General features: G+C 71.5%; 23 protein-coding genes and 1 pseudogene. 13 read left to right on the top strand and 11 right to left on the bottom strand.

Features of this window, described 5'->3' with window-relative positions; translation table 11 throughout:
• Nucleotides 1-61: 61 nt before the first annotated feature.
• The 8 genes and pseudogenes from BJF86_RS19835 to BJF86_RS10425 all read left to right on the top strand — a co-directional run.
• Nucleotides 62-352: pseudogene (locus tag BJF86_RS19835) on the top strand (threonine/serine exporter family protein); the annotation flags it as partial.
• A gap of 13 nt (nucleotides 353-365) precedes the next feature.
• Entirely contained in the window at nucleotides 366-794 is a 429-nt protein-coding gene (locus BJF86_RS18945; protein WP_237768174.1) for a hypothetical protein, read from the top strand.
• Between the two features lie 4 nt (nucleotides 795-798).
• Nucleotides 799-2,016 (top strand): 1-deoxy-D-xylulose-5-phosphate reductoisomerase, encoded by a 1,218-nt coding sequence (gene dxr, locus BJF86_RS10450; protein WP_075818770.1) that lies wholly within the window; start codon nucleotides 799-801, stop codon nucleotides 2,014-2,016.
• A 15-nt stretch (nucleotides 2,017-2,031) separates the two neighbouring features.
• Nucleotides 2,032-3,354 (top strand): M50 family metallopeptidase, encoded by a 1,323-nt coding sequence (locus tag BJF86_RS10445; RefSeq protein ID WP_075818768.1) that lies wholly within the window; start codon nucleotides 2,032-2,034, stop codon nucleotides 3,352-3,354.
• A gap of 53 nt (nucleotides 3,355-3,407) precedes the next feature.
• Complete coding sequence (ispG, locus tag BJF86_RS10440; RefSeq protein ID WP_075815087.1) at nucleotides 3,408-4,583, top strand: flavodoxin-dependent (E)-4-hydroxy-3-methylbut-2-enyl-diphosphate synthase; 1,176 nt, start codon at nucleotides 3,408-3,410, stop codon at nucleotides 4,581-4,583.
• Between the two features lie 34 nt (nucleotides 4,584-4,617).
• The gene (locus BJF86_RS10435) at nucleotides 4,618-5,469 is read left to right on the top strand and encodes a GNAT family N-acetyltransferase (protein WP_075818766.1); all 852 of its coding nucleotides are present in this window, start codon (nucleotides 4,618-4,620) and stop codon (nucleotides 5,467-5,469) included.
• A gap of 4 nt (nucleotides 5,470-5,473) precedes the next feature.
• Nucleotides 5,474-6,175 carry a hypothetical protein gene (locus BJF86_RS10430; protein ID WP_083652938.1) on the top strand — a complete coding sequence of 234 codons (702 nt, stop codon included), beginning with the start codon at nucleotides 5,474-5,476 and terminating at the stop codon, nucleotides 6,173-6,175.
• A 15-nt stretch (nucleotides 6,176-6,190) separates the two neighbouring features.
• Nucleotides 6,191-6,667, top strand: a complete 477-nt coding sequence (locus BJF86_RS10425) for an SRPBCC family protein (protein WP_083652937.1) — start codon at nucleotides 6,191-6,193, stop codon at nucleotides 6,665-6,667.
• A gap of 88 nt (nucleotides 6,668-6,755) precedes the next feature.
• Here the strand turns inward: BJF86_RS10425 and BJF86_RS10420 are convergent, their stop codons facing one another.
• The 7 genes from BJF86_RS10420 to BJF86_RS10395 form a co-directional block, all read right to left on the bottom strand.
• Nucleotides 6,756-7,523: an amino acid ABC transporter ATP-binding protein gene (locus BJF86_RS10420; RefSeq protein ID WP_075818764.1), complete on the bottom strand. Its 768-nt coding sequence runs from the start codon at nucleotides 7,521-7,523 to the stop codon at nucleotides 6,756-6,758.
• A gap of 1 nt (nucleotide 7,524) precedes the next feature.
• Entirely contained in the window at nucleotides 7,525-8,127 is a 603-nt protein-coding gene (locus BJF86_RS10415) for an amino acid ABC transporter permease (protein WP_237768181.1), read from the bottom strand.
• Nucleotides 8,127-8,327: a hypothetical protein gene (locus tag BJF86_RS18940; RefSeq protein ID WP_237768173.1), complete on the bottom strand. Its 201-nt coding sequence runs from the start codon at nucleotides 8,325-8,327 to the stop codon at nucleotides 8,127-8,129. The genes BJF86_RS10415 and BJF86_RS18940 overlap by 1 nt, the downstream gene beginning before the upstream one ends.
• A 13-nt stretch (nucleotides 8,328-8,340) precedes the next feature.
• Nucleotides 8,341-9,159 (bottom strand): transporter substrate-binding domain-containing protein, encoded by an 819-nt coding sequence (locus tag BJF86_RS10410; RefSeq protein WP_075818762.1) that lies wholly within the window; start codon nucleotides 9,157-9,159, stop codon nucleotides 8,341-8,343.
• Between the two features lie 70 nt (nucleotides 9,160-9,229).
• Nucleotides 9,230-10,768: a glycerol kinase GlpK gene (gene glpK, locus BJF86_RS10405; RefSeq protein ID WP_075818760.1), complete on the bottom strand. Its 1,539-nt coding sequence runs from the start codon at nucleotides 10,766-10,768 to the stop codon at nucleotides 9,230-9,232.
• Between the two features lie 47 nt (nucleotides 10,769-10,815).
• Nucleotides 10,816-11,550, bottom strand: a complete 735-nt coding sequence (locus BJF86_RS10400; protein ID WP_075818758.1) for an MIP/aquaporin family protein — start codon at nucleotides 11,548-11,550, stop codon at nucleotides 10,816-10,818.
• Between the two features lie 51 nt (nucleotides 11,551-11,601).
• Nucleotides 11,602-13,365 carry a glycerol-3-phosphate dehydrogenase/oxidase gene (locus tag BJF86_RS10395; RefSeq protein ID WP_075818756.1) on the bottom strand — a complete coding sequence of 588 codons (1,764 nt, stop codon included), beginning with the start codon at nucleotides 13,363-13,365 and terminating at the stop codon, nucleotides 11,602-11,604.
• 144 nt (nucleotides 13,366-13,509) lie between these two features.
• Between BJF86_RS10395 and BJF86_RS10390 the strand changes: the two genes are divergently transcribed.
• Nucleotides 13,510-14,364, top strand: a complete 855-nt coding sequence (locus BJF86_RS10390) for a DUF4081 domain-containing GNAT family N-acetyltransferase (RefSeq protein WP_075818754.1) — start codon at nucleotides 13,510-13,512, stop codon at nucleotides 14,362-14,364.
• An 18-nt stretch (nucleotides 14,365-14,382) separates the two neighbouring features.
• On the opposite strand, the gene BJF86_RS10385 is transcribed toward BJF86_RS10390, so the two are convergent.
• Nucleotides 14,383-16,467 (bottom strand): prolyl oligopeptidase family serine peptidase, encoded by a 2,085-nt coding sequence (locus tag BJF86_RS10385; protein WP_075818751.1) that lies wholly within the window; start codon nucleotides 16,465-16,467, stop codon nucleotides 14,383-14,385.
• On the bottom strand, nucleotides 16,464-16,799 hold the full coding sequence (locus tag BJF86_RS10380; RefSeq protein WP_075818748.1) for an alpha/beta hydrolase-fold protein: 336 nt from the start codon (nucleotides 16,797-16,799) through the stop codon (nucleotides 16,464-16,466). Before BJF86_RS10380 ends, BJF86_RS10385 begins: the two co-directional genes overlap by 4 nt.
• 281 nt (nucleotides 16,800-17,080) lie before the next feature.
• On the opposite strand from BJF86_RS10380, the gene BJF86_RS10375 reads away from it, so the two are divergent.
• The 4 genes from BJF86_RS10375 (at nucleotide 17,081) to BJF86_RS10360 (ending at nucleotide 22,683) form a co-directional block, all read left to right on the top strand.
• Nucleotides 17,081-18,658 (top strand): M20/M25/M40 family metallo-hydrolase, encoded by a 1,578-nt coding sequence (locus BJF86_RS10375; protein ID WP_075818746.1) that lies wholly within the window; start codon nucleotides 17,081-17,083, stop codon nucleotides 18,656-18,658.
• A gap of 84 nt (nucleotides 18,659-18,742) precedes the next feature.
• Nucleotides 18,743-19,948: a cysteine desulfurase-like protein gene (locus tag BJF86_RS10370; RefSeq protein WP_075818744.1), complete on the top strand. Its 1,206-nt coding sequence runs from the start codon at nucleotides 18,743-18,745 to the stop codon at nucleotides 19,946-19,948.
• Between the two features lie 120 nt (nucleotides 19,949-20,068).
• Nucleotides 20,069-21,868, top strand: a complete 1,800-nt coding sequence (locus tag BJF86_RS10365) for a proline--tRNA ligase (RefSeq protein WP_075818910.1) — start codon at nucleotides 20,069-20,071, stop codon at nucleotides 21,866-21,868.
• A gap of 14 nt (nucleotides 21,869-21,882) precedes the next feature.
• Complete coding sequence (locus tag BJF86_RS10360) at nucleotides 21,883-22,683, top strand: TSUP family transporter (protein WP_075818742.1); 801 nt, start codon at nucleotides 21,883-21,885, stop codon at nucleotides 22,681-22,683.
• A gap of 4 nt (nucleotides 22,684-22,687) precedes the next feature.
• Here BJF86_RS10360 and BJF86_RS10355 read toward each other — a convergent pair whose 3' ends face one another.
• Entirely contained in the window at nucleotides 22,688-24,004 is a 1,317-nt protein-coding gene (locus BJF86_RS10355; protein WP_083652934.1) for a CapA family protein, read from the bottom strand.
• Nucleotides 24,001-25,152: an LCP family protein gene (locus tag BJF86_RS10350; protein WP_075818738.1), complete on the bottom strand. Its 1,152-nt coding sequence runs from the start codon at nucleotides 25,150-25,152 to the stop codon at nucleotides 24,001-24,003. Before BJF86_RS10350 ends, BJF86_RS10355 begins: the two co-directional genes overlap by 4 nt.
• Nucleotides 25,153-25,185 lie beyond the last annotated feature (33 nt).

Here is a 25,185-nt window from a genome sequence, read left to right as displayed (position 1 = left end):
GGTGAGCGACCACGCCCCCGAGCCGCAGCAGGCGCTGCTGACCCGCACCGTGCTGCTGCGGATGGCCGGGGAGCTGGCCGCCTCCGGCGAGCCGGTGGTCGACGTCGAGCGGGCGGTGCGCTCGCTGGGTGCGCGGGCCGGCTACCCGGGGGTTCAGGTCGCCGCCAGCCCGACCGCGGTCTTCCTCAGCCTCAGCGCCGGGGCACCCGCCTCGATCGCCCCGGTGCGCGGCCCGCTCCGGCTTGACCAGTGCGCCGCGGTGCACCCGGTGCGCCACTTCCTGGACACGGGACGGCTGACGATGGCGCAGGCCGAGACCGAGCTCGACGCCATCCGGGCCCTCCCGCACCCCTACCCCCGCCTGGGTGCGTCACCTCGGCCTCATGGGGGTGTCGGTCGGGATCTTGCTCATCCTGCAGCCCGGCCTGCCCGAGGTCGCCGTCGCCGCGCTCGCGTCCCCCGTGGTGAGCCTGCTCCCCACGCAGTCCGGGCGGCACACGCTGCTCGGCTCGCTGCTGCCCTCGCTGGCCGCCTTCGCCGTGGCGCTGCTGGGACGCTTCCGGGAGGACGTGCCGCGGCTCGTGGCCTTCCTGCCCTCCTTCTGGCTGCTCGTCCCCGGGACCGTGGGTCTCAGGGGGGTCAGCCAGATCGGGGTCGGCACCGGGGACGGCGCGACGCAGCTGGGGACCGTCAGGATCGTGGCCTCGATCGCGCTCGGCCTGCTCATCGGCTCCGCGCTGGCGCTCCCGGTGTCCCGGCCGGCCGCCACCTGGCGGCGCCGCACGGCACAATGAACCGGTGAGTCCACGGAGCCTGACCCTGCTCGGGTCGACCGGATCGATCGGCACCCAGGCGATCGACGTCGTCCGCGCCCACCCGGACCGGTTCCGGATGCAGGCGCTCGCCGCGGGCGGGGGAGACCTGAGATCGCTCGCCCGGCAGGCGGCCGAGCTGCGGGTCGACCAGGTGGCGATCGCCAGGGACGACACCGGCGCGCGTTCCGAGCTGGCCGACGCCCTGGACGAGGCGGCCCGGGCCGCCGGGCTCCGGGCATACCGTCCCGAGATCCACACCGGGCCGGACGCCGCCGAGCGGGTGGCGGGCCAGGGCGCGGACGTCGTGCTCAACGGCATCACCGGGAGCATCGGGCTGCGTCCCACCCTCGCCGCGCTCGCCGCCGGGAGCACGCTGGCCCTCGCCAACAAGGAGTCCCTGATCGTCGGGGGCACCCTGGTGACGCGGGCGGCCCGACCCGGCCAGATCGTGCCGGTCGACTCCGAGCACAGCGCCATCGCCCAGGCGCTGCGCGCCGGGGCGCGCGGCGAGGTCCGCAGACTCGTGCTCACCGCCAGCGGGGGTCCCTTCCGTGGTCGGTCCCGCGCCGAGCTGGCCGACGTCACGCCGCAGGAGGCGCTGGCCCACCCCACCTGGGACATGGGGCAGGTGGTCACCACCAACTCCGCGACCCTGGTCAACAAAGGCCTGGAGGTGATCGAGGCGCACCTGCTCTTCGACGTGCCCTTCGACGCGATCGAGGTGGTGGTGCATCCCCAGTCGATCGTGCACTCCATGGTCGAGTTCGTGGACGGCTCGACCCTCGCGCAGGCCTCGCCGCCGACGATGCACATCCCCATCGCCCTCGGTCTGTCCTGGCCGGAGCGGTTGGCCGACGTCGCTCCGGCGTGCGACTGGACCCGGGCCTCCACGTGGGACTTCCTGCCGCTGGACGACGAGGCCTTCCCCGCGGTGCGGCTGGCCGAGCAGGTGGGACGGGCAGGGGGCACCGCTCCCGCGGTCTACAACGCCGCCAACGAGGTCTGCGTCGCCGCCTTCCACGAGCACCGCCTGCCTTTCCTCGGCATCGTCGACGTGGTCGCCGAGGTCGTCGACGAGCACGTCGGCGGGAACTCCGCGTCGCCGTCAGGGGTTGACCTGACGGTGGAGGAGGTGCTCGCCGCCGACGGCTGGGCGCGCGAGGCCGCCGCGCGTAGCATCGACCGACGTCCCCGGGACTGACGAGGAGTTCGCCGCATGCTGTACCTGCTCGGTGTGGTCGTGGTCTTCGTCGGCATCGCCGCGTCGATCGCGCTGCACGAGATCGGGCACCTCGTCCCGGCCAAGCTCTTCCGCGTGCGGTGCACGCAGTACATGGTCGGCTTCGGCCCGACACTGTGGTCGACCCGGCGCGGGGAGACGGAGTACGGCCTCAAGGCGATCCCGCTCGGTGGCTACGTCCGGATGATCGGGATGTTCCCGCCCCGCCCCGGTGACGACGGACGGGTGCGCGCGAGCAGCTCCAACCCGCTGCACCTCATGATCGAGCAGGCCCGCCAGGACTCGCTGGAGGAGGTCCGGCCCGAGGACACCGACCGCGTCTTCTACAAGCTGCCGGTGTGGAAGCGGGTGGTCGTCATGGCGGGCGGTCCGCTGATGAACCTCGCGATCAGCGCCGTGCTCATCACGCTGCTGATGACGATGCAGGGCCCCGCCTTCGTCCGACCGGTCGTCAGCGAGGTCGCTCCCTGCGCCAACACCGTCGTCACCGACGAGGACTGCACCGGGCAGGAGCCCTCGCCCGCGGCCGCGGCCGGTTTCGAGGTCGGGGACACCATCGTCTCGGTCGACGGCACGCCCGTGGACGACTGGGCCGACACCACGTATGCCATCCAGAACGCCGGCGAGCAGGCCACCTTCGTGGTGGAGCGGGACGGTGCCCGGCGGGAGCTGACGGCGGACCTGGTGCTGCGGGAGCGCCCGCTGGTCGGCGCGGACGGGCTGCCCGTGCTCGACGAGCAGGGCGAGAACGTCTACGGGGAGGTCGGCTTCCTCGGCGCCTCGCCCACGATCGTGCACGAGCCGCAGCCGATCACCGCGGTCCCCGGCATGGTCGGGGAGATGTTCACCGGCACGGCGCGCATCGTGCTCACGCTGCCGCAACGTCTCGTGGACGTCTCCCAGGCGGCCTTCGGCACCGAGGAGCGCGACCCGAACGGCCCGATGTCGGTGGTGGGTGTCGGCCGGGTCGCCGGCGACGTCACGCAGAACGGCATCGAGGGCTTCGTGGAGAGCGCCGGGGAACGCTTCTGGCTGCTGGTCTCGGTCCTCGCCTCGCTCAACATGGCGCTGTTCGTGTTCAACCTCATCCCGCTGCTGCCGCTGGACGGCGGCCACGTCGCGGGGGCCCTCTGGGAGGGGGCGAAGAAGACCTGGGCGCGGATCTTCCGGCGTCCGGACCCGGGTCCGGTCGACACCGCGGCCGCGCTCCCCATCGCCTACGCCGTCGCCATCGGTCTGCTCGGCATGACCGTCCTGCTCATCTACGCCGACATCGTGCGGCCGATCCAGCTCGGCTGAGGTGTCCAGCGACCACCCAGGGATCCGTCAGCGATGGGTGCGACAATGACCGCATGACTGCTGGTGTCCCCATCTCCCTCGGTATGCCCTCGGCCCCGCCGCCCGTGCTCGCGCCCCGCCGTCCGACCCGCAAGATCAAGGTCGGCAAGGTCGAGGTCGGGGGCGACGCACCGGTGTCGGTGCAGTCGATGACCACGACCCCGACGACCGACATCAACGCCACGCTGCAGCAGATCGCCGAGCTGACGGCCACCGGCTGCGACATCGTCCGGGTGGCCTGCCCCACCCAGGACGACGCCGACGCCCTGCCCGCCATCGCGCAGAAGTCCCAGATCCCGGTCATCGCCGACATCCACTTCCAGCCGAAATACGTCTACGCCGCGATCGACGCGGGCTGCGCGGCCGTGCGGGTCAACCCCGGCAACATCCGCAGGTTCGACGACCAGGTCAAGCAGATCTCGCAGGCCGCCAAGGACGCGGGGGTCTCGCTGCGCATCGGTGTCAACGCCGGGTCGCTGGACAAGCGGCTGCTGGAGAAGTACGGCAAGCCCACGGCCGAGGCGCTCGTCGAGTCCGCGGTGTGGGAGGCCAGCCTCTTCGAGGAGCACGACTTCCACGACTTCAAGATCTCGGTGAAGCACAACGACCCGGTCGTCATGGTCCGGGCCTACGAGATGCTCTCCGAGCGGGGGGACTGGCCGCTGCACCTCGGCGTCACCGAGGCCGGCCCGGCCTTCCAGGGCACGATCAAGTCCTCGGTCGCCTTCGGCTCCCTGCTCTCGCGGGGCATCGGCGACACGATCCGGGTCTCGCTGTCGGCCCCGCCGGTCGAGGAGGTCAAGGTGGGCAACCAGATCCTGCAGAGCCTCAACCTCAAGCCCCGCAAGCTGGAGATCGTGTCCTGCCCGTCCTGCGGTCGCGCGCAGGTCGACGTCTACACCCTGGCCGACGAGGTGACCGCCGGTCTGGAGGGCATGGAGGTCCCGCTGCGCGTCGCGGTCATGGGGTGCGTCGTCAACGGCCCCGGCGAGGCCCGGGAGGCCGACCTCGGTGTGGCCTCCGGCAACGGCAAGGGCCAGATCTTCGTCAAGGGCGAGGTCATCAAGACGGTGCCCGAGAGCCAGATCGTCGAGACCCTCATCGAGGAGGCCTCCCGGATCGCCGAGGAGATGGGCGAGGGTGAGGCCGGGGACGAGGTCGCCGGCTCGCCGACCGTCACCGTCGGGTAACCCGCTCGACACACGGGACCGGTAACGTCTGGTCATGGTGCCCGACCCCATCAGCCGGCAGACCGCCCGCCAGTCGACGTGGCACGAGGTGTGCCAGGCCTACCACTTCGTGGAGCGGGCCGACCTCACGGTGGTGCACGAGCACATGCCGCCGGGCACGGCGGGCAATCCGCACAGCCACCAGGGCTCGCGCCAGTTCTTCTACGTCCTGGCCGGGACGGGCACGATGACGCTCGGCCAGCGCGAGGTGCGGGTGCCGGCGGAGTCGGGCATCGAGGTGCCACCGCGCACGCACCACTACATGCGCAACGACGCCGAGGACGACCTGGAGATGATCGTCGTCACGGCACCCCGGGCGAGCGGCACGCCGCACGTCAGGGAGCGTCCGCTGGGCCGGGACCGTGGCGGGCTCGTCGTGGGCTCCCACCTGCGCCACACGCGCTCCGGCGACCTCTCGACGGTGGTGCGCTTCGAGGAGGCCATGGACACCAGCCCCTTCCTCGGGCAGGGCGGCCTCGACTGGCACAGCGCGGCGCTGGACGACCCGGACCTGGAGCACTGGGTGCTGGTGGACCGGCTCGACCGGGTCATCGCCTTCGGCGTCCTCGTCGGCGTGAGCGAGGGCGACGTCGTCGAGATCCGGCGCATGGTGGTCGCGCCCGAGGGCCGGGGGCAGGGCCTGGGCCGGTTGCTGCTGCGGCAGCTGCTCGAGCACGCCCTGGCCAACCCCGGGGTGCACCGCGTGTGGCTCGACGTCAGCGCTGACAACACCCGCGCGCGGTCGCTCTACCGCACGGTCGGATTCGTGGAGAAGCAGCCACCGGACTGGGCCACGCTGCTCGAGAACGGCGTCTACATGGAGTGGGGGGACACCCGCCTATCCTGAGGCGGTGAGTGCGCCCGGATTCCTGCCCCTGCGACAGCTCGTGCTGGTCGACCTGCTGGGGCTGCTGCTCGCGGTGCGGCCGGGGGAGCGTGCCGTCGTGGCCCTGGACGGGCCGGACGGGGTGGGCAAGAGCCATCTGGCGCGCGAGCTCGCGGCGCTGGCACCGCACGTGGCCGGCCGGGAGCTGCACGCGATCTCGGTCGACGGCTTCCACCACCCCGCTGCGCACCGGCACGCCCGCGGCAGCACGGGGACGACCTGCTACGAGGACTCCTACGACTACGACGCCCTGCGCCGGGCCGTCCTGTGGCCGTTCCGCGCCGGACAGGACGTCGTGCCGGCCGTCTTCGACGTCGCCCGCGACGTCCCGGTCTTCCCCGAGCCGGTGCCGCTGGCCGTCGATGCGCTGCTCCTCGTCGAGGGCGTCTTCCTGCGCCGCCCCGAGCTGCGCGGCGAGTGGGACGCCACCGGTCTGGTCACTGCCCCGCCCTCCGTGACCGTGCCGCGCGGCAACGCCCGCTTCCCCCGCCTCGCCGGGGCGGACGATCCCGCCCACGAGTCCAACGCGCGCTATGTTGAGGCCCAGGAGATCTACCGGCTGCAGTCCCGCACCTGGGCCCCCGACTGGATCCTGGACAACACCGACCTCCAGCGCCCCGAGCTGGTCTGGCCGGATCCCGACGAACCGCAGTGGTTCGAGCAGTGACGAGGAGCTGACCGCATGCCCCTGGCGCCCGTGCCCTACCGCGTGTCCCGGACGACCCGCATCGAGGCAGCACCTGAGCGGGTCTTCACCGAGCTCGTCGACTTCCGCCGCTGGCGGGACTGGTCGCCGTGGGAGGGTGTGGACCCCGACATGGAGCGCTCCTACTCGGGTCCGAAGTCGGGCGTGGGCTCGGGGTATGCCTGGGACGGCGACAAGCAGGCGGGGTCGGGGTCGATGACCATCACGAGTGCGCAGCGCCCCTCGCGGGTGGACCTGGACCTCCACTTCGAGAAGCCGTTCCCCTCCGACAACGTCATCCGCTTCGACCTGGACCCGGAGGACGGGGGTGCGGCGACGATGGTGACCTGGAGCATGTCGGGGGAGCACACCGGCCTCATGCGCGTCCTGGGCCGGGTGCTGTCGATGGACAGGCTGGTCGGCAAGGACTTAGAGAAGGGACTGGCCCAGCTCAAGGACCTCATCGAGCCCTGACCCACCGAGCGCCGCTCGTGGTTGCTCTGCGCCCCACCGAGCGTCGCTCGTGGTTGCCGGAGGGCAATCATTCGCGACGCTCGGTGGGTCAGAGGACCTTGGCGAGGAAGTCCTGGGTGCGGGCTTGCTGCGGGTTGCCGAGCACCTCGCGCGGGTCGCCCTCTTCGACGATGACGCCGTCGGCCATGAAGACCAGCTTGTCGCCGACCTCGCGGGCGAAGCCCATCTCGTGCGTGACGACCATCATCGTCATGCCCTCGGCGGCCAGCGTCTTCATGACGTCGAGCACGTCGCCGACGAGCTCGGGGTCCAGGGCCGAGGTCGGCTCGTCGAAGAGCATCATGTCCGGGTCCATCGACAGCGCCCGCGCGATGGCGACCCGCTGCTGCTGGCCACCGGACAGGTGCGCCGGGTAGGCGTCGACCTTCTCGGTGAGCCCGACCCGCTCCAGGTTGGCCCGCGCGACCTGCTCGGCCTCCTTGCGCCCGCGCTTCTTCACCCGCTGCTGGGCGATGGTGAGGTTGCGCAGGACGGTCATGTGGCTGAAGAGGTTGAACTGCTGGAAGACCATGCCGATCCGGGAGCGGACGGCGTCCAGCTCGGTCTCCGGGTCGGTGATGTCGATGCCCTCGATGAGCACCTGTCCGGCGGTGGGCTCCTCCAGCCGGTTGACGCACCGCAGCAGCGTGGACTTGCCCGAGCCGGACGGGCCGATGACGCAGACCACCTGGCCGGAGTCCACGTGGAAGTCGATGCCGGTGAGCACCTCGTTGTCGCCGAAGGACTTGTGCAGGTCGCGGACCTCGATCGCGGGGGCGACCGGGTCGACCTGCTGGGTGGGGTGGAGTGCCGTCATGTCAGCGGGACCTCTTCTGTCGGCGCTCCAGCCAGGCGACCAGCTGGGTGAGCGGCAGCGTGATTGCGAGGTAGAGCAGGCAGGCGAAGACCAGCGACGTCGCCGTCCCGGCGGAGGGGCCGCTGGTCATGAAGTCCCGAGCCATCGTCGTGAGCTCCTTCTCGTTGACGGCCATCCCGACGACGAAGAGCAGCGAGGTGTCCTTGATGAGGATGACGAGCTCGTTGGTCAGCGGCGGGACCACGATGCGCAACGCCTGCGGCATGACGACGGTGGCCATGGTCCAGGGACCGTTCATGCCCAGCGACCGGGCCGCCTCGGTCTGCCCCTTGGGCACCGCCTCGATGCCGGCGCGCAGCGTCTCGGCCATGTAGGCACCGGCCACGAGCATCAGGGCGACCAGCCCGGCGCCTATAGTGCCCCCAGGCGGGCGCCATCCGAAGGCGATGGGCACTCCGAAGGCCATGAAGAGGATGACGACCAGGGCAGGCAGCCCGCGGAAGAGCTCGATGTAGGCGGTGGCCACCCAGCGGAACGGGGCGATCGGGGCCAGCTTCATCAGCACGAGGACCAGCGCCAGCATGAAGCCGCCGACGAAGGAGATCAGCGTGTAGAGGACGGTGTTGCGCGCACCGACGGTGACGAAGTCCTGCCAGTTCTCGGTGAAGCCTCGCGCATGAAGAAGTTCTCGCGGATCGCCTCTCGGTCGGCGACCAGGACGAGGCCACCGACCAGGAGGACGAAGAGGGCGTACAGCGAGAGCCGGACACCCCGCTGCCGCTGGGTGCGGGTCAAGGAAGGCATCTGCGTCGTCGACTCAGCCCTCGGCGCTGAAGTAGGTGTCGTAGATGGTGTCGTAGTCGCCGCTGTCACGCAGCGCGCTCAGCTGCTCGTTGACCGCCTCCACCAGGCCGGTGTTGTCCTGCTGCATGGCGAAGCCGTACTGCTCGTCGGTGGAGTACTCCTCGACGATCATGAAGCCGCCCTGGCGGGCGTTCTCCACGTTGACCGGCAGGTCCTGCAGGATGGCGTCCACCTGGCCCGCCTGGATCGCCTGGAACATCTCGGGGTTGCCCGGGAAGGCGGTGATGGTGGCGTCCGCGGCGTTCTCCTGCGCGTAGGCCTCGCCGGTGGTCGACTGCTGCACGGCGACCCTGGCCCCGGCGAGGTCCTCGATGCTGGCGATGTCGGAGTCCTCGGGGACGAGCAGCGACTGCTGGGAGTCGTAGTAGCCCTCGGAGAAGGCGAGGTTCTCCTGCCGGTCCTCGGTGATCGTCATGGCCGAGGCCGCGACGTCGCAGTCACCGGAGTTGAGGGCCAGGCCCGACTCGAGGGCGTCGAAGGAGGAGTCCTTGACCTCGAGCTCCAGCTCGAGCCCGTCGGCGATGGCCTGCATCAGGTCGATGTCGAAGCCGCTGTAGCCGGACTCGGTGGAGGAGTCCTCCATCTCGAACGGCTCGTAGGGGACCTCCGAACACACCGTCAGCGTGCCCTCGGTGATGAGCTCCATCTCGGCGGCGCCGGCCTCACCGCCGGAGCCGGAGTCGTCGGAGCCACCGTCGTCGGAGCCGCACGCGGCCAGGGAGAAGGCCAGGGCGCTGGCCGCGATCACGGGAAAGAGCGAGTTCTTCGTCATGGGCGCACCATACGTCCGGCCCGGGCGAGACATGCTCACCCGGGCCGGATCGTGACCGAATCGATGCCTGTCAGGCGTCCGTGGCCTCCTCGACCGCCTCCTCGGCGGCCTCGGCGTCCTCGTCCATCCAGTCGAAGGTCTTGGTGACCGCCTTCTTCCACTGGCGCAGGAGCCGCTCGCGCTCGGCCTCCTTCATCTGCGGGCTCCAGCGCTGGCCCTCCTCCCAGTTGTCCACGACGTCCTGCTCACCCGAGAAGAAGCCGACGGCGATGCCCGCGGCATACGCCGCGCCCAGCGCCGTCGTCTCCGCCACCTTCGGGCGGACCACGTCCACGCCGAGGATGTCGGCCTGGAACTGCATGAGCGTCTCGTTGGCGACCATGCCGCCGTCGACGCGCAGCTCGGTGAGCTCGACACCGGAGTCGGCGTTCATCGCGTCGGACACCTCCCGCGTCTGGAAGGCGGTGGACTCCAGCGCCGCCCGGGCGATGTGATTCTTGTTGACGTAGCGCGTCAGCCCGACGATCGCGCCGCGGGCGTCGTCCTTCCAGTAGGGCGCGAAGAGCCCGGAGAAGGCCGGGACGATGTAGCACCCGCCGTTGTCGTCGACCTGGGTCGCGAGCTTCTCGATCTCCGGCGCGTCCGAGATGAGGCCGATATTGTCCCGCAGCCACTGCACCAGCGAGCCGGTCACCGCGATCGAGCCCTCGAGGGCATACACCGCGTCCTGATCCCCGATCTTGTAGCAGACGGTGGTGAGCAGGCCGTTCTCGCTCGGGACGATCTCGGTGCCGGTGTTGAGCAGCATGAAGTTGCCGGTGCCGTAGGTGTTCTTGCTCATCCCCTTCTCGAAGCAGGCCTGCCCGAAGGTGGCGGCCTGCTGGTCACCGAGGATCCCGGCGATCGGCACCTTGAGCTTGGTGCTCTCGCCGTAGACCTCGGCCGAGGACTTGATCTCCGGGAGCATCGACAGGGGGATGCCCATGTCGCCGGCGACCGTCTCGGACCAGGACAGCGACTTCAGGTCCATGAGCATGGTGCGCGAGGCGTTGGTGACGTCGGTGACGTGCACGCCGCCCTCCGTGCCGCCGGTGAGGTTCCACAGCACCCAGCTGTCGGTGTTGCCGAAGAGCAGGTCTCCGGCCTCGGCGCGGTCCTTGGCCCCCTCGACGTTGTCGAGGATCCACTTGACCTTCGGGCCGGAGAAGTAGGTCGCGAGCGGCAGCCCGCAGATGTCCTTGTACTTGTCCGCGCCGTCGTCACCACCCAGCTCGGCGACGATCTTGTCGGTCCGGGTGTCCTGCCAGACGATGGCGTTGTAGACCGCCTCACCGGTGTTCTTGTCCCACACCACCGCGGTCTCGCGCTGGTTGGTGATGCCGATGGCCGCGAGCTCGTCGTTGCCGACACCACCCTTGCCCAGGGCGATGCCGATGACCTCCTTGGTGTTCTCCCAGATCTCGGCGGGGTCGTGCTCGACCCAGCCGGCCTTGGGGAAGATCTGCTCGTGCTCCTTCTGGCCGACCGAGTGGATCTCGCCGCTCTTGGTGAACACGATGGCTCGGGTGCTGGTCGTTCCCTGGTCGATGGCCAGGACGTAGTCAGCCATGGACTTGCTCCTTCACGTCGTTGTGCATGGTCGATGGGGGAGTGCGGTCAGCCGTAGAGGGCAGCCACGAGACCGGCGATGACACCGCCGATGAGCGGCCCGACGACCGGCACCCAGGAGTAGCTCCAGTCGCTGCTGCCCTTGCCGGGGATGGGCAGGACCGCGTGCGCGATGCGGGGGCCGAGGTCTCGTGCGGGGTTGATGGCATACCCGGTGGGGCCACCGAGGCTGGCGCCGATGCCGACGACGAGCAGCGCCACCGCGAGCGGGCCGAGCTCGTTCGGCGTGTTGCCGAACATGATGACGACGAAGACCAGCACGAAGGTGCCGATGATCTCGGTCGCGAGGTTCCACCCGTAGTTCCGGATCTCCGGCCCGGTGGAGAAGACGCCCAGCTTCGCCGCGGGGTCGCCGTCGGCGTCGAAGTGCTGCTTGTAGGCGACCCAGCACAGCACCGCGCCGAGGAAGGCGCCGAGCATCTGGGCGGCGAGGTAGACGACCATGTTGCCGACGTTGACGGCGACACCGGGCGCGAACTCCTCGGCCCCGTTGGCCAGCAGACCCACGGTGACCGCCGGGTTGATGTGCGCCCCGGACTTGTAGGCGGTGAACACGCCGGCGAAGACGCCGAGGCCCCAGCCGAAGTTGATGAGCAGCCAGGCGGCGCTGGCACCACCGCCGGTGCCCTTGGTCTTGGGCAGGATCGCGTTGGCGACCACGCCGCAGCCCAAGAGCAGCAGCATCATGGTGCCGAGCACCTCGGAGACGAAGATCTCTCCCACGGGATGTTTCCTTTCGTGTCACCTACGGGTCCGGGCGGGCGCTCGGTCCCGTCAGTCGGACGCCTCGGCGCCCGAGCCCATCGCCTGCAACGGGGCGACCTCACCGAGGTCCGCTCGCACGCGGGCGGCGCTCTGGTCGTCCGGCTCGGCCGCCGCCGCGATCTCCGCCTCGGCCCGGGCGGTGTATGCCTCGATCTCGGCCTGCGTCGTGGTCTCGTCCCAGCCGAGCTCGGCGGCGGCGATGGCGGCGATCTCCGGCACCGTGTGCAGGCCCTTGTCCGGCGCCTCGTAGATGAGCCGGGTCCGGCGCATCATGAGGTCCTCGAGGTGCAGCACCCCCTCGGTGCGGCAGGCGTAGGCGATCTCGGCCCGCAGGTAAGCGGTCGACTCCTCCAGCGTCTGCGCCATCGAGGGGTCCTCGGCGATGAGGGCCAGCAGCTCCTCCACGAGCGATCCGTAGCGGTGCAGCAGGTGGTCGGTCATCTGCTCCGACCAACCGAACTGCTCGCGCAGCGCGGGCATCCGCCGGCGCATCGCGGCCTCGCCCACAGCGCCGAGCAGCGGGATCTCGTCGGTGATGCAGGGCAGCTCCGCGGCGCGACCGCCGAGGGCGAAGTCGACGGCGTCCTTCGCCATGACCCGGTAGGTCGTGAGCTTGCCGCCACCGATGACGGTGAGGCCGGGCACCGGGCTGGCGACGGTGTGCTCCCGGCTGACCTTCGCCGAGTCCGTGCCCTCCTTGGTGCCGGGCTGCAGCAGCGGGCGCAGACCGGCATACCAGCCGACGACGTCGTCCCGGGTGAGGGTGGTCTTGAGGACCGCGTTGGCGTGCTCGAGGACGTAGTCGATGTCGGCCGCGGTGGCGACCGGGTTCTGCCGGTCCAGCTCCCAGGGGGTGTCCGTGGTGCCGAGGATCCAGTAGCGGGACCAGGGGATGAAGAACAGCACCGACTTCTCGGTCTGCAGGAACAGGCCCGAGGTGCCCTGGATCCGCTCGCGCGGGATGACCAGGTGTATGCCCTTGGACGCCAGGACGTTGAGCCCGCCGTCGGTGTCGGCCAGGTCGGAGACGTCGTCGGTCCACACCCCGGTGCAGTTGATGATGTGCCGGGCTCGCACCTCGAAGCGCTCGCCGGACTCCAGGTCGGCCAGCTCGGCGCCGATCGCGGTGCCGTGCTCGTCCTTGACGATGCGGACCACCTCGGTGCGGCTGGCCGCGTGGGCGCCGTAGGTGTAGGCCGTGCGGACCAGCGTGGACACGAGCCGTGCGTCGTCCACCGTCGCGTCGTAGTACTTCACCGCCCCGATCGCGGTGTCGTGCCGCAGGTCCGGGAACTGCTTGCTCAGGCCGCCGCGGGTCGTGTGCTGGTGGATCGGCAGGGCGCGGCGCCCGGGCATGATGTTGGCGAGCACGTCGTAGAGCGTGACGCCGGCGCCGTAGTAGGCCCGCTGCCACACCCGGTGCTCGAGCGGGATGAGGAAGGGCATCGGCTTGACCAGGTGCGGTGCCAGGGTCTTGAGCAGCAGCCCACGCTCGGTGAGCGCCTCGTGGACGAGCTTGAAGTCGAGCATCTGCAGGTAGCGCAGCCCGCCGTGGACCAGCTTGGTGGACCACTGTGAGGTGCCGGAGGCCCAGTCCTGGGCCTCGACCACCGCCGTCGTCAGGCCCCGCGTGGCGGCGTCCAGCGCCACCCCGGACCCCGTCACCCCGCCCCCGATCACCAGCACGTCGAGCGGTTCACCACCCTCGGCGGAGTCGCGCAGGGCCTGCAGGGCCTCCGTGCGGCTGTCCGGGCTGAGTGCTCGTGGCTGCATGTGTCGTCTCCCGTGGTCCGTGGTGGTGCTGCGCCGTCCAGATCTTGCCTTGCGGTGATGCCGGACGCAACAGCGGGGTGCGGGTGAACGGGCAGGTCGTGGACCGGTGTCGCCACGTCGGCGTCCGTGCGGCAGGCTGGGGGCATGCTGCGCACACTGGGCTCCGGGGCGGGGGGCGTGCGGGCCTACGGGCTCCAGGACGTGCGTCGTGCCCTGGACGTGTGCGCGCAGGACCCGGTGACGAACGTCTTCGTGGCTGCCCGGATCCAGGAGAGCGGCCTGGTGGGCACGCGCGGACCGCTCTTCGGCTACGAGTCGGGGGGGGAGCACGCCCTGTGCTGGTGCGCCGCCAACGTCGTGCCGGTGGCGGCCAGCCCGCGGGCGATCGGTGCGCTGGCCGGCAAGGTCGTCAAGCGCCGCTCCACCGCCAGCTCGATCTTCGGCCCCGTCGACCAGGTGCTCGACCTGTGGTCCCGCCTGGAGCCGCACTGGGGAGCGGCCCGCGAGGTGCGGGAGAACCAGCTGGTCCTGACGATGCAGGAGCGTCCCTCCGTCCTGGGCGTGCCGGTCGATCCACGGGTGCGCCCCGCCCGGATCGACGAGCTGGATCTCGTGGTGCCGGCGGCGGCCGCCATGTTCACCGAGGAGATCGGCTACCCGCCCTACCGCGGCAGCAGCGGGGCATACCGACGCGCGGTGGCCGGACTGATCGAGCAGGGGCACACCCTGGTCCGGGTCGAGGACGGAGAGGTCGTCTTCAAGGCCGACCTGGGATCGGTGGCCCTCGGGGCCGCGCAGGTCCAGGGTGTCTGGGTCCACCCCGACTGGCGCGGCCGCGGGATGGCCGCGCCCGCGATGGCCGCCGTGGTCGAGCACACGATCTCCCAGGTCGTGCCGACGGTGACGCTCTACGTCAACGACTTCAACGTCCCGGCGGTCGCGACCTACCGCAGGGTCGGCTTCGTCCAGACCGGCACCTTCGCCACCGTCCTGCTCTGAGCGGGTCCGACCGGCCGCTCAGGCGGTGAGGCGGGCGTGCAGGAAGGTCCAGGCGAGGGCGTGCCACGTGGCCCACTGGTCCGCCGTGCTGGCGCCGCCGTGGCCGCCCTCGGTGTTCTCCCAGTAGGTCACGTCCCGGCCGTGCTCCTCCAGCAGCGCCGCCATCTTGCGCGCGTGGCCGGGGTGCACCCGGTCGTCCCGAGTGGACGTGGCGAGGTAGACCGGAGGTGTCGGGCGGTCCGGGTCGAAACGCTGGTAGGGCGAGAAGGTGCGCAGCCACTCCCACTGCTCGGGATCGTCGGGGTCGCCGTACTCCGCCATCCAGGACGCCCCGGCCAGCAGCTCGTGGTAGCGCGCCATGTCGAGCAGCGGCACCTGGCACACCACCGCCCCGAAGTCCTCGGGATAGCCGGTGAGCATGTTGCCGACCAGCAGGCCGCCGTTGCTCCGCCCGGTCGTGCCGAGGTGGGGGACCGAGGTGACGCCGCGGGCGACCAGGTCGCGCGCGACCGCGACGAAGTCCTCGTAGGCCCGGTGCCGGCTCTCCTGCAGCGCCGCCTGGTGCCAGCGCGGCCCGAACTCCCCACCGCCGCGGATGCCGGCGACGATGTGGACGTGGCCGTGCGCCAGCCACGCCCGACCCACGATCGGGTCGTAGGCGGGTGTGAGGGCGTGCTCGAAGCCGCCGTAGCCGTGCAGAACCGTCGGGGTGGAGCCGTCCGCGGGCAGGTCGGCGGGACCCACCTGCCAGTAGGGGACCGGTGTCCCGTCGGCGGACGTCGCCCACGCCTGGGTCACCGTGAGCCCGGTCGCGTCGAAGCGCTCCGGTGCGGCCTTGAGCACCTCGACCTCGACGTCCGCGCCTGCACCTGTCCGGACCAGCGACAGCCGCATGGGCTGCAGGAAGCCGGTCGTCACGAGCCACAGGTCGTCGCTGCGGTGCTCGTCGACGGCCGCCACGCTCGCGGTGCGCAGGTCGATCCCGAGCGTCGTGGTGAGGTCTCGGGTCTCCCAGCCGTGATCCCCGAGCCGGTGCGACTGGACCGTGTGCAGGACGTCGACCAGCGTCGTCGTCACCAGTAGGTTCGCGGTCCACACGAGATCGACCAGCGCGGAGCGGTCGTCGGGGGCGACCAGCGTCGTCCACGTCGCCGACCGGACGTCGTCGAGGACCTCCGCGAGCGGGGCCACCACGAGTGAGCCGGCGGCGAGGTCGCCCGCGCCGGACGGGCCCGCGTGCTCCTCGGGGCTCGGGTCCCACGGGTGCCGCAGCCGCACGGCCACGTGGTCGCCGTGGACCGAGGTCTCGGCGCTCTCCGGGAGGTCGAGCCGCCGCACTCCGTCCTCGGTGAGCACCAGCGTGTGACTCCGGTAGAACGCCAGCGCGTGGTGGAGCACCGTCGTCCCGCGCGTCTGGTCGTGCTCGACGAACAGCCCCAGGTCCTCCTCGGGGATCGTGTGAACGACCTCGGCCTGCGCCATCGGGGTGCCGCGGCGCCAGAGGCGGGCCGTCCGGGGGTAGCCCGAGCGGGTCGCGCCCGTCGGGTCGTCCGCGGTGGTGAGGTAGACGTGGTCCCGGTCCCGCCAGGTCAGGCTGCCCTTCGCCTCGGGCTTGGCGAAGCCCTCCGGCGCCGGGACGAACTCCCCGGTCGTCAGGTCCAGCTCGCGGGTGGTGCCGGCGTCCGAACCGCCCCGGGACAGGTGCACGAGGGCGCGGTCGGCGTCGGGCCGGAGCACCCGGGCTCCCTGCCAGACCCACGGGACGTCCTCCTGCGCCGCCAGCGCGTCGACGTCGACGAGCACCTCCCAGCGCGGGTGCTCGGTGCGGTAGGACTCCCAGGTGGTGCGTCGCCAGACGCCGCGAGGATGCTCGGCGTCGGTCCAGAAGCCGTAGAGGTGGTCACCGACCTGGGCGACGAGAGGTATGCGATCGCTCGCCTCGAGCGCGTCCTGGATCCCGGCGTGCAGCTCGTCGTGGAGGGGGTGCGCCTGGAGCGTCCGCTCGCTGGTCGCGCTGCGCTCGCGGACCCACGCGAGGGCGGCATCCGACTCCACGTCCTCGAGCCAGCGGTGCGGATCGGCGGGGGAGGAGGTGGTCGTCATCCGGCTATGCCATCACACCGCGGTGACGGACCCGCGCAGCAGCCAGGCGATGGCCGGACCGACGCGCTCGGCCCAGGCGGCCTCGACGTGCCGGGCGCCGGAGTCGTAGACGTAGCGGACGGGCACACCGGCTCGCCGTAGCGAAGCCAGCAGGCGCTCCGCGTCGAGGACGTACCGCTGCTGGATCTCCCCGCGACGACGGTGTGCCCGGACCCGGGCCGGGTGCGCAGGACGTCGTCGACCGCCGGCTTGAGCTCGTCGAGCAGGAACCGTCCGTAGTCGGCCGCCCGTCCGCCGCCGTGCTCCGGGTGCGCGTAGCGGGTACTCCTCACCGCGAAGCTCGGGATGACAGGGCACCGCGACGACGACCGCCTCGATGCCCTCGGCCGCCAGGCGGGTCATGGCACGGTCCAGGTGGGGCAGCTCCAGGTCTGGCCACATCCGCAGGTCACCGAGGATCCCGTCCTCGCGGACGGGCAGGAGGTCCGAGGCGTCGAGCTGCATCGCCCCAGGCTAGGACACGCCCGTCCGGTGGGCGTCTGTCGGAACGACCTGCTTAGGTGTGGTGTCGGTCGGTCCGGGCCGACACCACACGAGAGACGAAGGAGTCCTCATGAGCCTGTCCCGTCGTCGAGGGACGCTGGCCGCCGCTGCGGCCGGTGCCCTGGTCACGTCCGCCCTGGTGGCGGCACCCTCGGGTGCCGCACCGTCGAAGAACGGGTGCGACAACCGCAGCAACAACACCTACGCCAAGCTCCTGGAGTGCGTCCGTGTCGACGGTGTCATGGAGCACCTCGAGGCCTTCCAGCAGATCGCGGACGACAACGGGGGCAACCGCGCCTCCCTGACGCCCGGCTACGACGCCAGCGTCGACTACGTCGTCGACGTGCTGGAGTCGGCGGGGTGGTCGGCCGAGGTCGTGCCCTTCACCTACGACGCCGTCGACTCCACCCTCGAGCAGCTCACCCCGCAGCAGACGGAATGGCCGCACGCCGACGCCACGGGGACCGGTGAGGGCGACGTCACCGCGGAGGTGGTGCCGGTCGACATCAACCTCGACCCGCCGCGCGCGAACTCCAGCGGCTGCCAGGCCGAGGACTTCGCGGGCTTCCCCAGCGGCGCGATCGCGCTCGTCCAGCGGGGATCGTGCCCGTTCGCGGACAAGGCGGTCAACGCCGAGGCGGCCGGTGCCTCCGGGGTCGTCATCTTCAACCAGGGCGACACCGACGCCGCCGACCGGACCGGCGTGCTCAACCCGACCCTGGGTGGTGACGGCGTCGTCGACATCCCGGTCGTCGGCACCTCCTACGCCGCCGGCGAGTCGCTCGCGCAGGAGGGCTCCACGGCCCGGATCGCCGTCGACTTCTACGACGCGACGTCATACAACGTCATCGGCGAGCTCGCCGGACGCACCGACGGCAACGTCGTCATGGCCGGCGCGCACCTCGACTCGGTCCCGGCCGGCCCCGGCATCAACGACAACGGGTCCGGCTCGGCCGGCCTGCTGGAGGTGGCCGAGCAGATGTCCAAGAGCCGCCCGCACAACACCGTGCGCTTCGCGTGGTGGGGTGCCGAGGAGCTGGGCCTCCTGGGCTCCCGCGCCTGGGTCGACCAGCGCAGCGAGGCCGAGCTCGACGAGATCGCGCTCTACCTCAACTTCGACATGATCGGCTCGCCGAACTACTACCTGGGCGTCTACGACGCCGACCAGTCCAGCTTCGCCGCACCGGTCGTCGTCCCCGAGGGCTCGGAGGACATCGAGGAGACCTTCGAGTCGTTCTACACGCTGCGCGGTGAGCCCTACGACGACTCCGCCTTCAGCGGCCGGAGCGACTACCAGGCGTTCATCGACAACGGCATCCCCTCCGGTGGGCTCTTCACCGGCGCCGAGGTCGTCAAGACGCCGGAGCAGCAGGAGATCTGGGGCGGCGTCGCGGGCGAGTCCTTCGACCAGTGCTACCACCAGGAGTGCGACACCATCGACAACCTGGACGAGGGCGCCCTGGACGTCAACGCCGACGCGGTGGCCTTCGCGGTCTTCCGTTACGCCGCGTCGACCGAGGCGGTGAACGGCGTCCCGGGGCGTGCGGTCCCCGGGAAGTTCGAGATCCCGGCCCCCGCCGGTCCCGAGCACACCTTCGCCGGTCCCCTGGGTGGCGACGACCACGACCACGAGGGCGAGCACCAGTGAGGCACTGAGCCACGCTGTTCGAGCGAGGCCCGGCGGGCACACGCCCGCCGGGCCTCCGGTCTGCCAGGACCTAGGCTGCGCGGTATGCCGCTCGACGTCGACGCCGTCCGTGCCCAGTTCCCCTCGCTCGCCGGAGGGACCGCGTTCTTCGACGGACCCGGCGGCTCGCAGACCCCCGCCGTGGTCGCCGCGGCCGTGGCGAGCACGCTGACCAGCCCGCTGTCCAACCGCGGCACGGTGACGGACTCCGAGCGCCGGGCCGAGGAGACGGTGCGCGCGGCGCGGTCGGCCCTGGGGGACCTGCTGGCTGTCGACCCGGCGACGGTGATCTTCGGCCGCAGCATGACCGCGCTGACCATGGACCTCGCCCGCACCCTCGCCCGGTGCCAGGGCTGGGGTCCGGGCGACGAGGTGGTCGTCACCTCCCTGGACCACGACGGCAACATCCGTCCCTGGGTCACCGCCGCGCTCGCGGTCGGCGCGACCGTCCGGTGGGCCGAGGTGGACCCTGCCACCGGCGAGCTGCCGGTGGAGGCCGTGACCGCCGTCCTGTCCGACCGGACGCGCCTGGTCGCGGTGACCGGTGCCGCCAACCTCATCGGCACCCGCCCCGACCTGCCCGCGATCAGCGCGGCGGCCCACGACGCCGGAGCCCTCGTCCACGTCGACGCCGTCCACCTGGCGGCCCACGACCGGATCGACACCGCCGCCCTGGGCGCCGACCTGCTCTCCTGCTCGCCCTACAAGTTCTTCGGGCCGCACCTCGGCGTGCAGACCGGCCGCGCCGAGCTGCTGGAGCGGCTCCGGCCGGACAAGCTGCTGCCCTCCATCGACGCCGTCCCCGAGCGGTTCGAGCTCGGCACGCTGCCCTACGAGCTGCTCGCGGGAGCGACGGCGGCGGTCGACCTCATCGCCTCGCTGGGGGAGGGGTCCACCCGGCCGGAGCGGCTCACCTCCGCCTTCACCGTGATCGAGGAGCACGAGGACGGCATGCGCCGACGCGCGGAGGAGGGGCTGTCAGCGATCCCGGGGCTCACCCTCTGGTCGCGGGCGCAGCGCCGGACCCCGACGCTGCTGTTCACCGTCGACGGCGTGGACCCGGCGGCGATCCACCGGCACCTCTCGAGCCTGGACGTCAACGCGCCGGCCTCGCACTTCTACGCCTGGGAGCTGTCCCACCGCCTCGGTCTCGGCGCGGCCGGCGGCGTCCGGGCCGGCATGGCGCCCTACACCACGGCGAGAGAGGTCGACCGCCTCGTGGACGGTGTCGCGCAGGCGGTCTCCGCCTGAGAGACGCCCGCGCAAACCCGTCGAGGCGGGAGCCGCGCGCCGGGTACCCTCGTAGCGCCGGTGCGCACCGGCATACCGCGACGAATCCCCTGCCACCCCGAGGAGTGCCCCCACGTGGTCATGCGCCTGTCGACCCTGTTCCTGCGGACCCTGCGCGAGGACCCGGCCGACGCCGAGCTGCGCGGGCACAAGCTGCTCGTGCGGGCCGGCTACATCCGGCGGGCGGCCCCGGGCATCTACTCCTGGCTGCCGCTGGGTCTGAAGGTGCTGCGCAAGGTCGAGGCGATCGTCCGTGAGGAGATGGACGCGATCGGCGGCCAGGAGCTGTCCTTCCCCGCGCTGCTGCCGCGCGAGCCCTACGAGGCGAGCGGCCGTTGGACGGAGTACGGCGACAACCTCTTCCGGCTCCAGGACCGCAAGGGCAACGACATGCTGCTCGGCCCCACCCACGAGGAGCTGTTCACCCTCACCGTCAAGGACATGTTCAGCTCCTACAAGGAGCTGCCGCTCACGCTTTACCAGATCCAGACGAAGTACCGCGACGAGGCCCGGCCCCGGGCCGGGCTGCTGCGCGGCCGCGAGTTCATCATGAAGGACTCCTACTCCTTCGACGTCGATGACGCCGGGCTCGAGGAGGCCTACCAGCGTCACCGCGAGGCCTACGTCAGGATCTTCGACCGGCTCGGCTTCGACTACGTCATCGTGCACGCCGACTCCGGCGCCATGGGTGGCTCGGCCAGCGAGGAGTTCCTCGCCGTCAGCCCCGTCGGGGAGGACACCTTCGTGCGCTGCGAGGCCTCCGGGTATGCCGCCAACGTCGAGGCCGTCGTCGTGCCGCAGGCGCCCGCGGTGGACGCGGCGGTCGTCGAGGCGACCCCGGCCGCCCACGTCGAGGAGACTCCGGACAGCCCGACCATCGCGACCCTCGTCGCCCAAGCCGATGCGCTGCACCCGCGCACCGACGGCCGGGCCTGGACCGCCGCCGACACGCTCAAGAACGTCGTCGTCATGCTCGAGCACCCGGACGGGACGACCGAGCCGCTGGCCATCGGCCTGCCCGGTGACCGCGAGGTCGACGCCAAGCGGCTGGAGGCCCAGGTCGCGCCCGCCGCCTGGCGCCCGTTCGAGGAGGCCGACTTCGCCGCGTACCCGATGCTGGCCAAGGGCTACATCGGCCCGGGCGTTCTCGGGGAGCAGCGCAGCAGCGGCATCAAGTATCTCTTGGACCCCTCGGTCGCCGAGGGATCGGCCTGGGTCACCGGTGCCGACGAGCACGGCAAGCACGTCTTCGACCTCGTGCTCGGCCGTGACTTCACGGCCGACGGGACGATCCAGGCGGGCGAGATCCGGGAAGGCGACCCCAGCCCCGACGGGGCCGGGCCGCTCACCCTGGCCCGCGGTATCGAGATGGGCCACATCTTCCAGCTCGGCCGGAAGTACGCCGAGGCCCTGGACCTCCGGGTGCTGGACCAGAACGGCAAGCTGGTCACCGTCACGATGGGTTCCTACGGCGTCGGGGTCTCTCGCGCCGTGGCGGCGGTCGCCGAGGCGACCCATGACGAGATCGGTCTGGTCTGGCCCCGCAACCTGGCGCCCGCGGACGTGCACGTCGTCGCGACCGGCAAGGACCAGGCTGTCTTCGACCACGCTGAGGGTCTGGTCGCCGAGCTCGAGGGCGCCGGTCTGGAGGTCATCTACGACGACCGGCCCAAGGTCAGCCCCGGCGTGAAGTTCAAGGACGCCGAGCTGCTCGGGGTGCCCACCATCGTCGTCGTCGGCAAGGGCCTCGCCGACGGCGTGCTGGAGGTCAAGGACCGGCGCACCGGTGACCGGCGCGAGGTGGCGGTGGCGGACGCCGTGGCGGCGGTGCGAGCGCAGGTCGGTGGCGCCGACAGCGGCGACGCTCCCGCTCGCGGCTGACGGCATACCCCGACGTGCTGGAGAGCCTGGACCTGGAGCCACGGGTCCTCGTCTTCCTCGCCCTGGCGGGCCTCGCCGCGGGCTTCATCGACGCGGTTGTCGGTGGCGGTGGGCTGGTGCAGCTCCCGGCGCTGCTCGTCGGCCTTCCCGGCGCGACGCCGGTGCAGCTGCTCGCCACCAACAAGCTGGGTTCGATCTGCGGCACCACGGTGAGCTCGGTCACCTACTTCCGCCGGATCCGCCCGGACCTGCGCACGGCGGTCCCCCTCGCCCTGGCGGCCTTCGCCGGCAGCGCGGGTGGCGCGGCCCTGGCCTTCCTCATCAGCAAGGAAGCCTTCAACCCCATCATCCTCGTGGTGCTCGTGGCGGTCGGGGCCTACACCCTGCTCAAGCCGTCCATGGGACAGCTGCAGGCGCTGCGCTTCGGCCATGCGCGTCGCAAGCACGTGGGGACGGCGGTCGTCATCGGGGTGGTCGTCGGGGCCTACGACGGCGCACTCGGGCCGGGCACCGGCTCGTTCTTCGTCTTCGCCCTGGTCAGCGCCCTGGGGTATGGCTTCCTCGAGGCGAGCGCGAAGGCCAAGATCGCCAACCTCGCCACCAACCTCGCGGCGCTCGTCGTCTTCGTCCCGCAGGGCGCCGTGATCTGGTCGGTCGGCCTGCTGCTCGGAGCCGCCAACGTCCTCGGGGGCTACCTCGGGGCACGCGTCGCGGTGGCGCGCGGCAGCGGCTTCGTCCGGGTCGTCTTCGTGGTCATCGTGGTCGCCTTCATCCTCAAGATCGGCTGGGACACCGCGCGGCAGTTCCTCGGCTGACGGCTCACGGCGGCATCGGGCGGGCACCGCACCCGCCGAGCAGGTCCACGGCCGAGGTCGTGCGCTCCCACGTCGGGGTGTCCGGTCCCACGAGCCGGATGACGTGGGTCGCACCGTCGGCAGGGTCGATCTCGACCCGGGTGGGGTGGTAGGCGAGCCCGGTGCTCAGCCGGCCCTCCTGGTCCCGCCGCACGGTCACGACCGCCACCATGCCCTCCTGGGTGCCGGGGGCCAGCGCCGGGTTGACGTCGAAGCCCTGGTTGGACAGGACGTTGCCCAGGCCGTGGATGACGTGCTGGTCCCCGATCCGCTCGCAGGGCTGGATCACGTGGGCGTGGGTGCCCAGGAGGAGGTCGATGTCGGGCGACTCCAGCAGCTCGCGTGCGAGCCGGGTCTGGTCCTGCGTCGGGAGGACCTGGTACTCCTGACCCCAGTGCATCGACACGACCACCACGTCGGCGCCCTCGCGGCGCGCGGCCCGGGCCTGCTCCCGGATGCCCTCGCCGCCGATCGAGGGCCACGACGCGAGCTCGAGCCAGGGTGCCTCGGCGGGGATGTGCGTCGTCGGGCTGCCGTCGTTGGGGTAGGTGTAGGTGTAGGCCAGGTGGGCCACGGTGACGGGGTCACCTGAGGCGACCGGGACCCGGTAGGTCTCCGCCCGGCCGGAGCGGTCCCGGGACGCGGTCGGCCCGGCATACCCCAGACCGGCGTCCCTGACCACCGCCTCGGTGGTCGCGAGCCCCTCGAGCCCCTGGTCCATCGTGTGGTTCGACGCGAAGTCGCACCCGTCGATCCCCGCACCGGCCAGCGCGGTCGGGAGCTCGGGCGGGGTGTTGAAGGTCAGGGTCCCGGGCGCGGTCAGCGACGAGTGGTCCGACGACAGCGGCGTCTCGAGATGGCACAGGGCGAGGTCGGCCTCCGACAGCAGCGGGGAGACGTCGTCGAACATGGGGGAGTAGTCGAAGACGTCCTCGCCGCCGGACTGCCGGGCGAACTCGCGGGCCGACTCGTTGACGGCGTGGTGGGCCAGGACGTCCCCGGTGGCGGCGATGGTGATCTCGAAGGGTCCCTGCGCGGAGGGGCGCTGCGTGCTCGGGGCCGACTCCGGTGCCGCTGAGGTCGACGTCGGAGTGGCCGGGGCCTTCTGGCCGTCGTCGGAGGGAGCGGGTGGGGACTGCGTCGGGGGATCCGACCGGGTCGGGGCCGTCGTCGGTGGTCCGTCCTGCGGGGGCGGCCCGGTGCAGCCGAGTACCGCCATCGGGCCGAGCAGGACCACGGCCAGCCGCGGGGCGGCTGTCGGGGTCCTGCGTGAGGCCCTCATGGGGCGTAGCCGGTGCCCCAGCGGTCGACGTAGCCCTCGACGTCGTCCTCGCGCAGGGCTGCCCCGAGCGCGGCGGTCTGCTCCCGGTCGACGATGTTGACCGACTGTCCCTGGATCATGTCGAAGCCGGTGATCGGCACCATGAGCGAGATGGTGTCCTCGGGGTCGAGCTCGCGCAGCAGCGGGGTGAGGGCGACGAAGTCCCGGAGGTCGATGTCACCGGTGACCTTGACGTTGCCGTGCAGGTGCGCGACCAGCTCGGGGAAGGCGCGGGGATCGTCCGCGAGCCGCTCCTGCAGCCGGCCCATCATGCCGACGAGGACGGCGCGCTGCCGCTCGGTGCGGTCGAGGTCACCCAGCGGGAGACCCTTGCGCTGCCGGCTGTAGATGAGCCCGTCGGTGTTCTCCAACCACAGTGGTCCCTCGTCGAAGACGACCTGGCGCCCGGTGGAGCCGACCGTGACGGAGGAGGCGTGCTTGTTGTCGACCTCGAAGCCCTCGAGCCAGCGGGTGATGTTGATGAAGCCCTGGAAGTTGGACTGGACGACGTAGTCGATCTCGACCCCGCCCAGCAGGTCGGAGACGGTGCGGCGCAGGGTGTCGGTCCCGCCCTGGGCGAAGGCGGCGTTGATCTTGCCCTGCCCCATCCCGGGGATGTCGACCCACATGTCGCGGGTGAGCGAGACCAGGGCCACCTCGCTCCGGTCTTCCGGCAGGTGCATGAGCATGATCGTGTCCGACGCGCCGCTCATCGACGCGGGGTCCCGGGAGTCGGTGCCGATGAGCAGGATCGTCACCGGCCCGTCCGCCAACGGGGAGTCGGGGGTGGTCTCGCGCGGCTCCGCGGAGCTGGTCGTCCCGGGTGTCCTCGTCGCGGTCGCCGCCGTCGTCGTGGCCCCCGTCTCCGCCCCCGTCGTGCCCTGCGCGGCGCTGTCGGGAGGCGTGCTCGTGGTCGCGGCGGCCGTGGTCGTGGCATCCTCCTGCGCCACCGGTGCCGAGGTGGCCGAGCTCTCCGAGGTGGGGGTCGTGGCATCCCCCGTGGCTGCTGCGGTGGTCGGAGCCGTGTCGGAGGTGACCTGCTCGCCCGGGCCGCAGCCGACGAGCAGCAGCGACAGGGTGAGACCGGCGGTGACGAGTGAGGTGCGCACGCCCCCATCCTCGCAAACTCCGGCCCCGGTCCC

This window comes from Serinicoccus sp. CNJ-927 (assembly GCF_001942435.1).
GTDB lineage: Bacteria > Actinomycetota > Actinomycetes > Actinomycetales > Dermatophilaceae > Ornithinicoccus > Ornithinicoccus marinus.
Note: the sequence above shows the minus strand (reverse complement) of the source record. Positions and strands in the feature narration are given on the sequence as shown.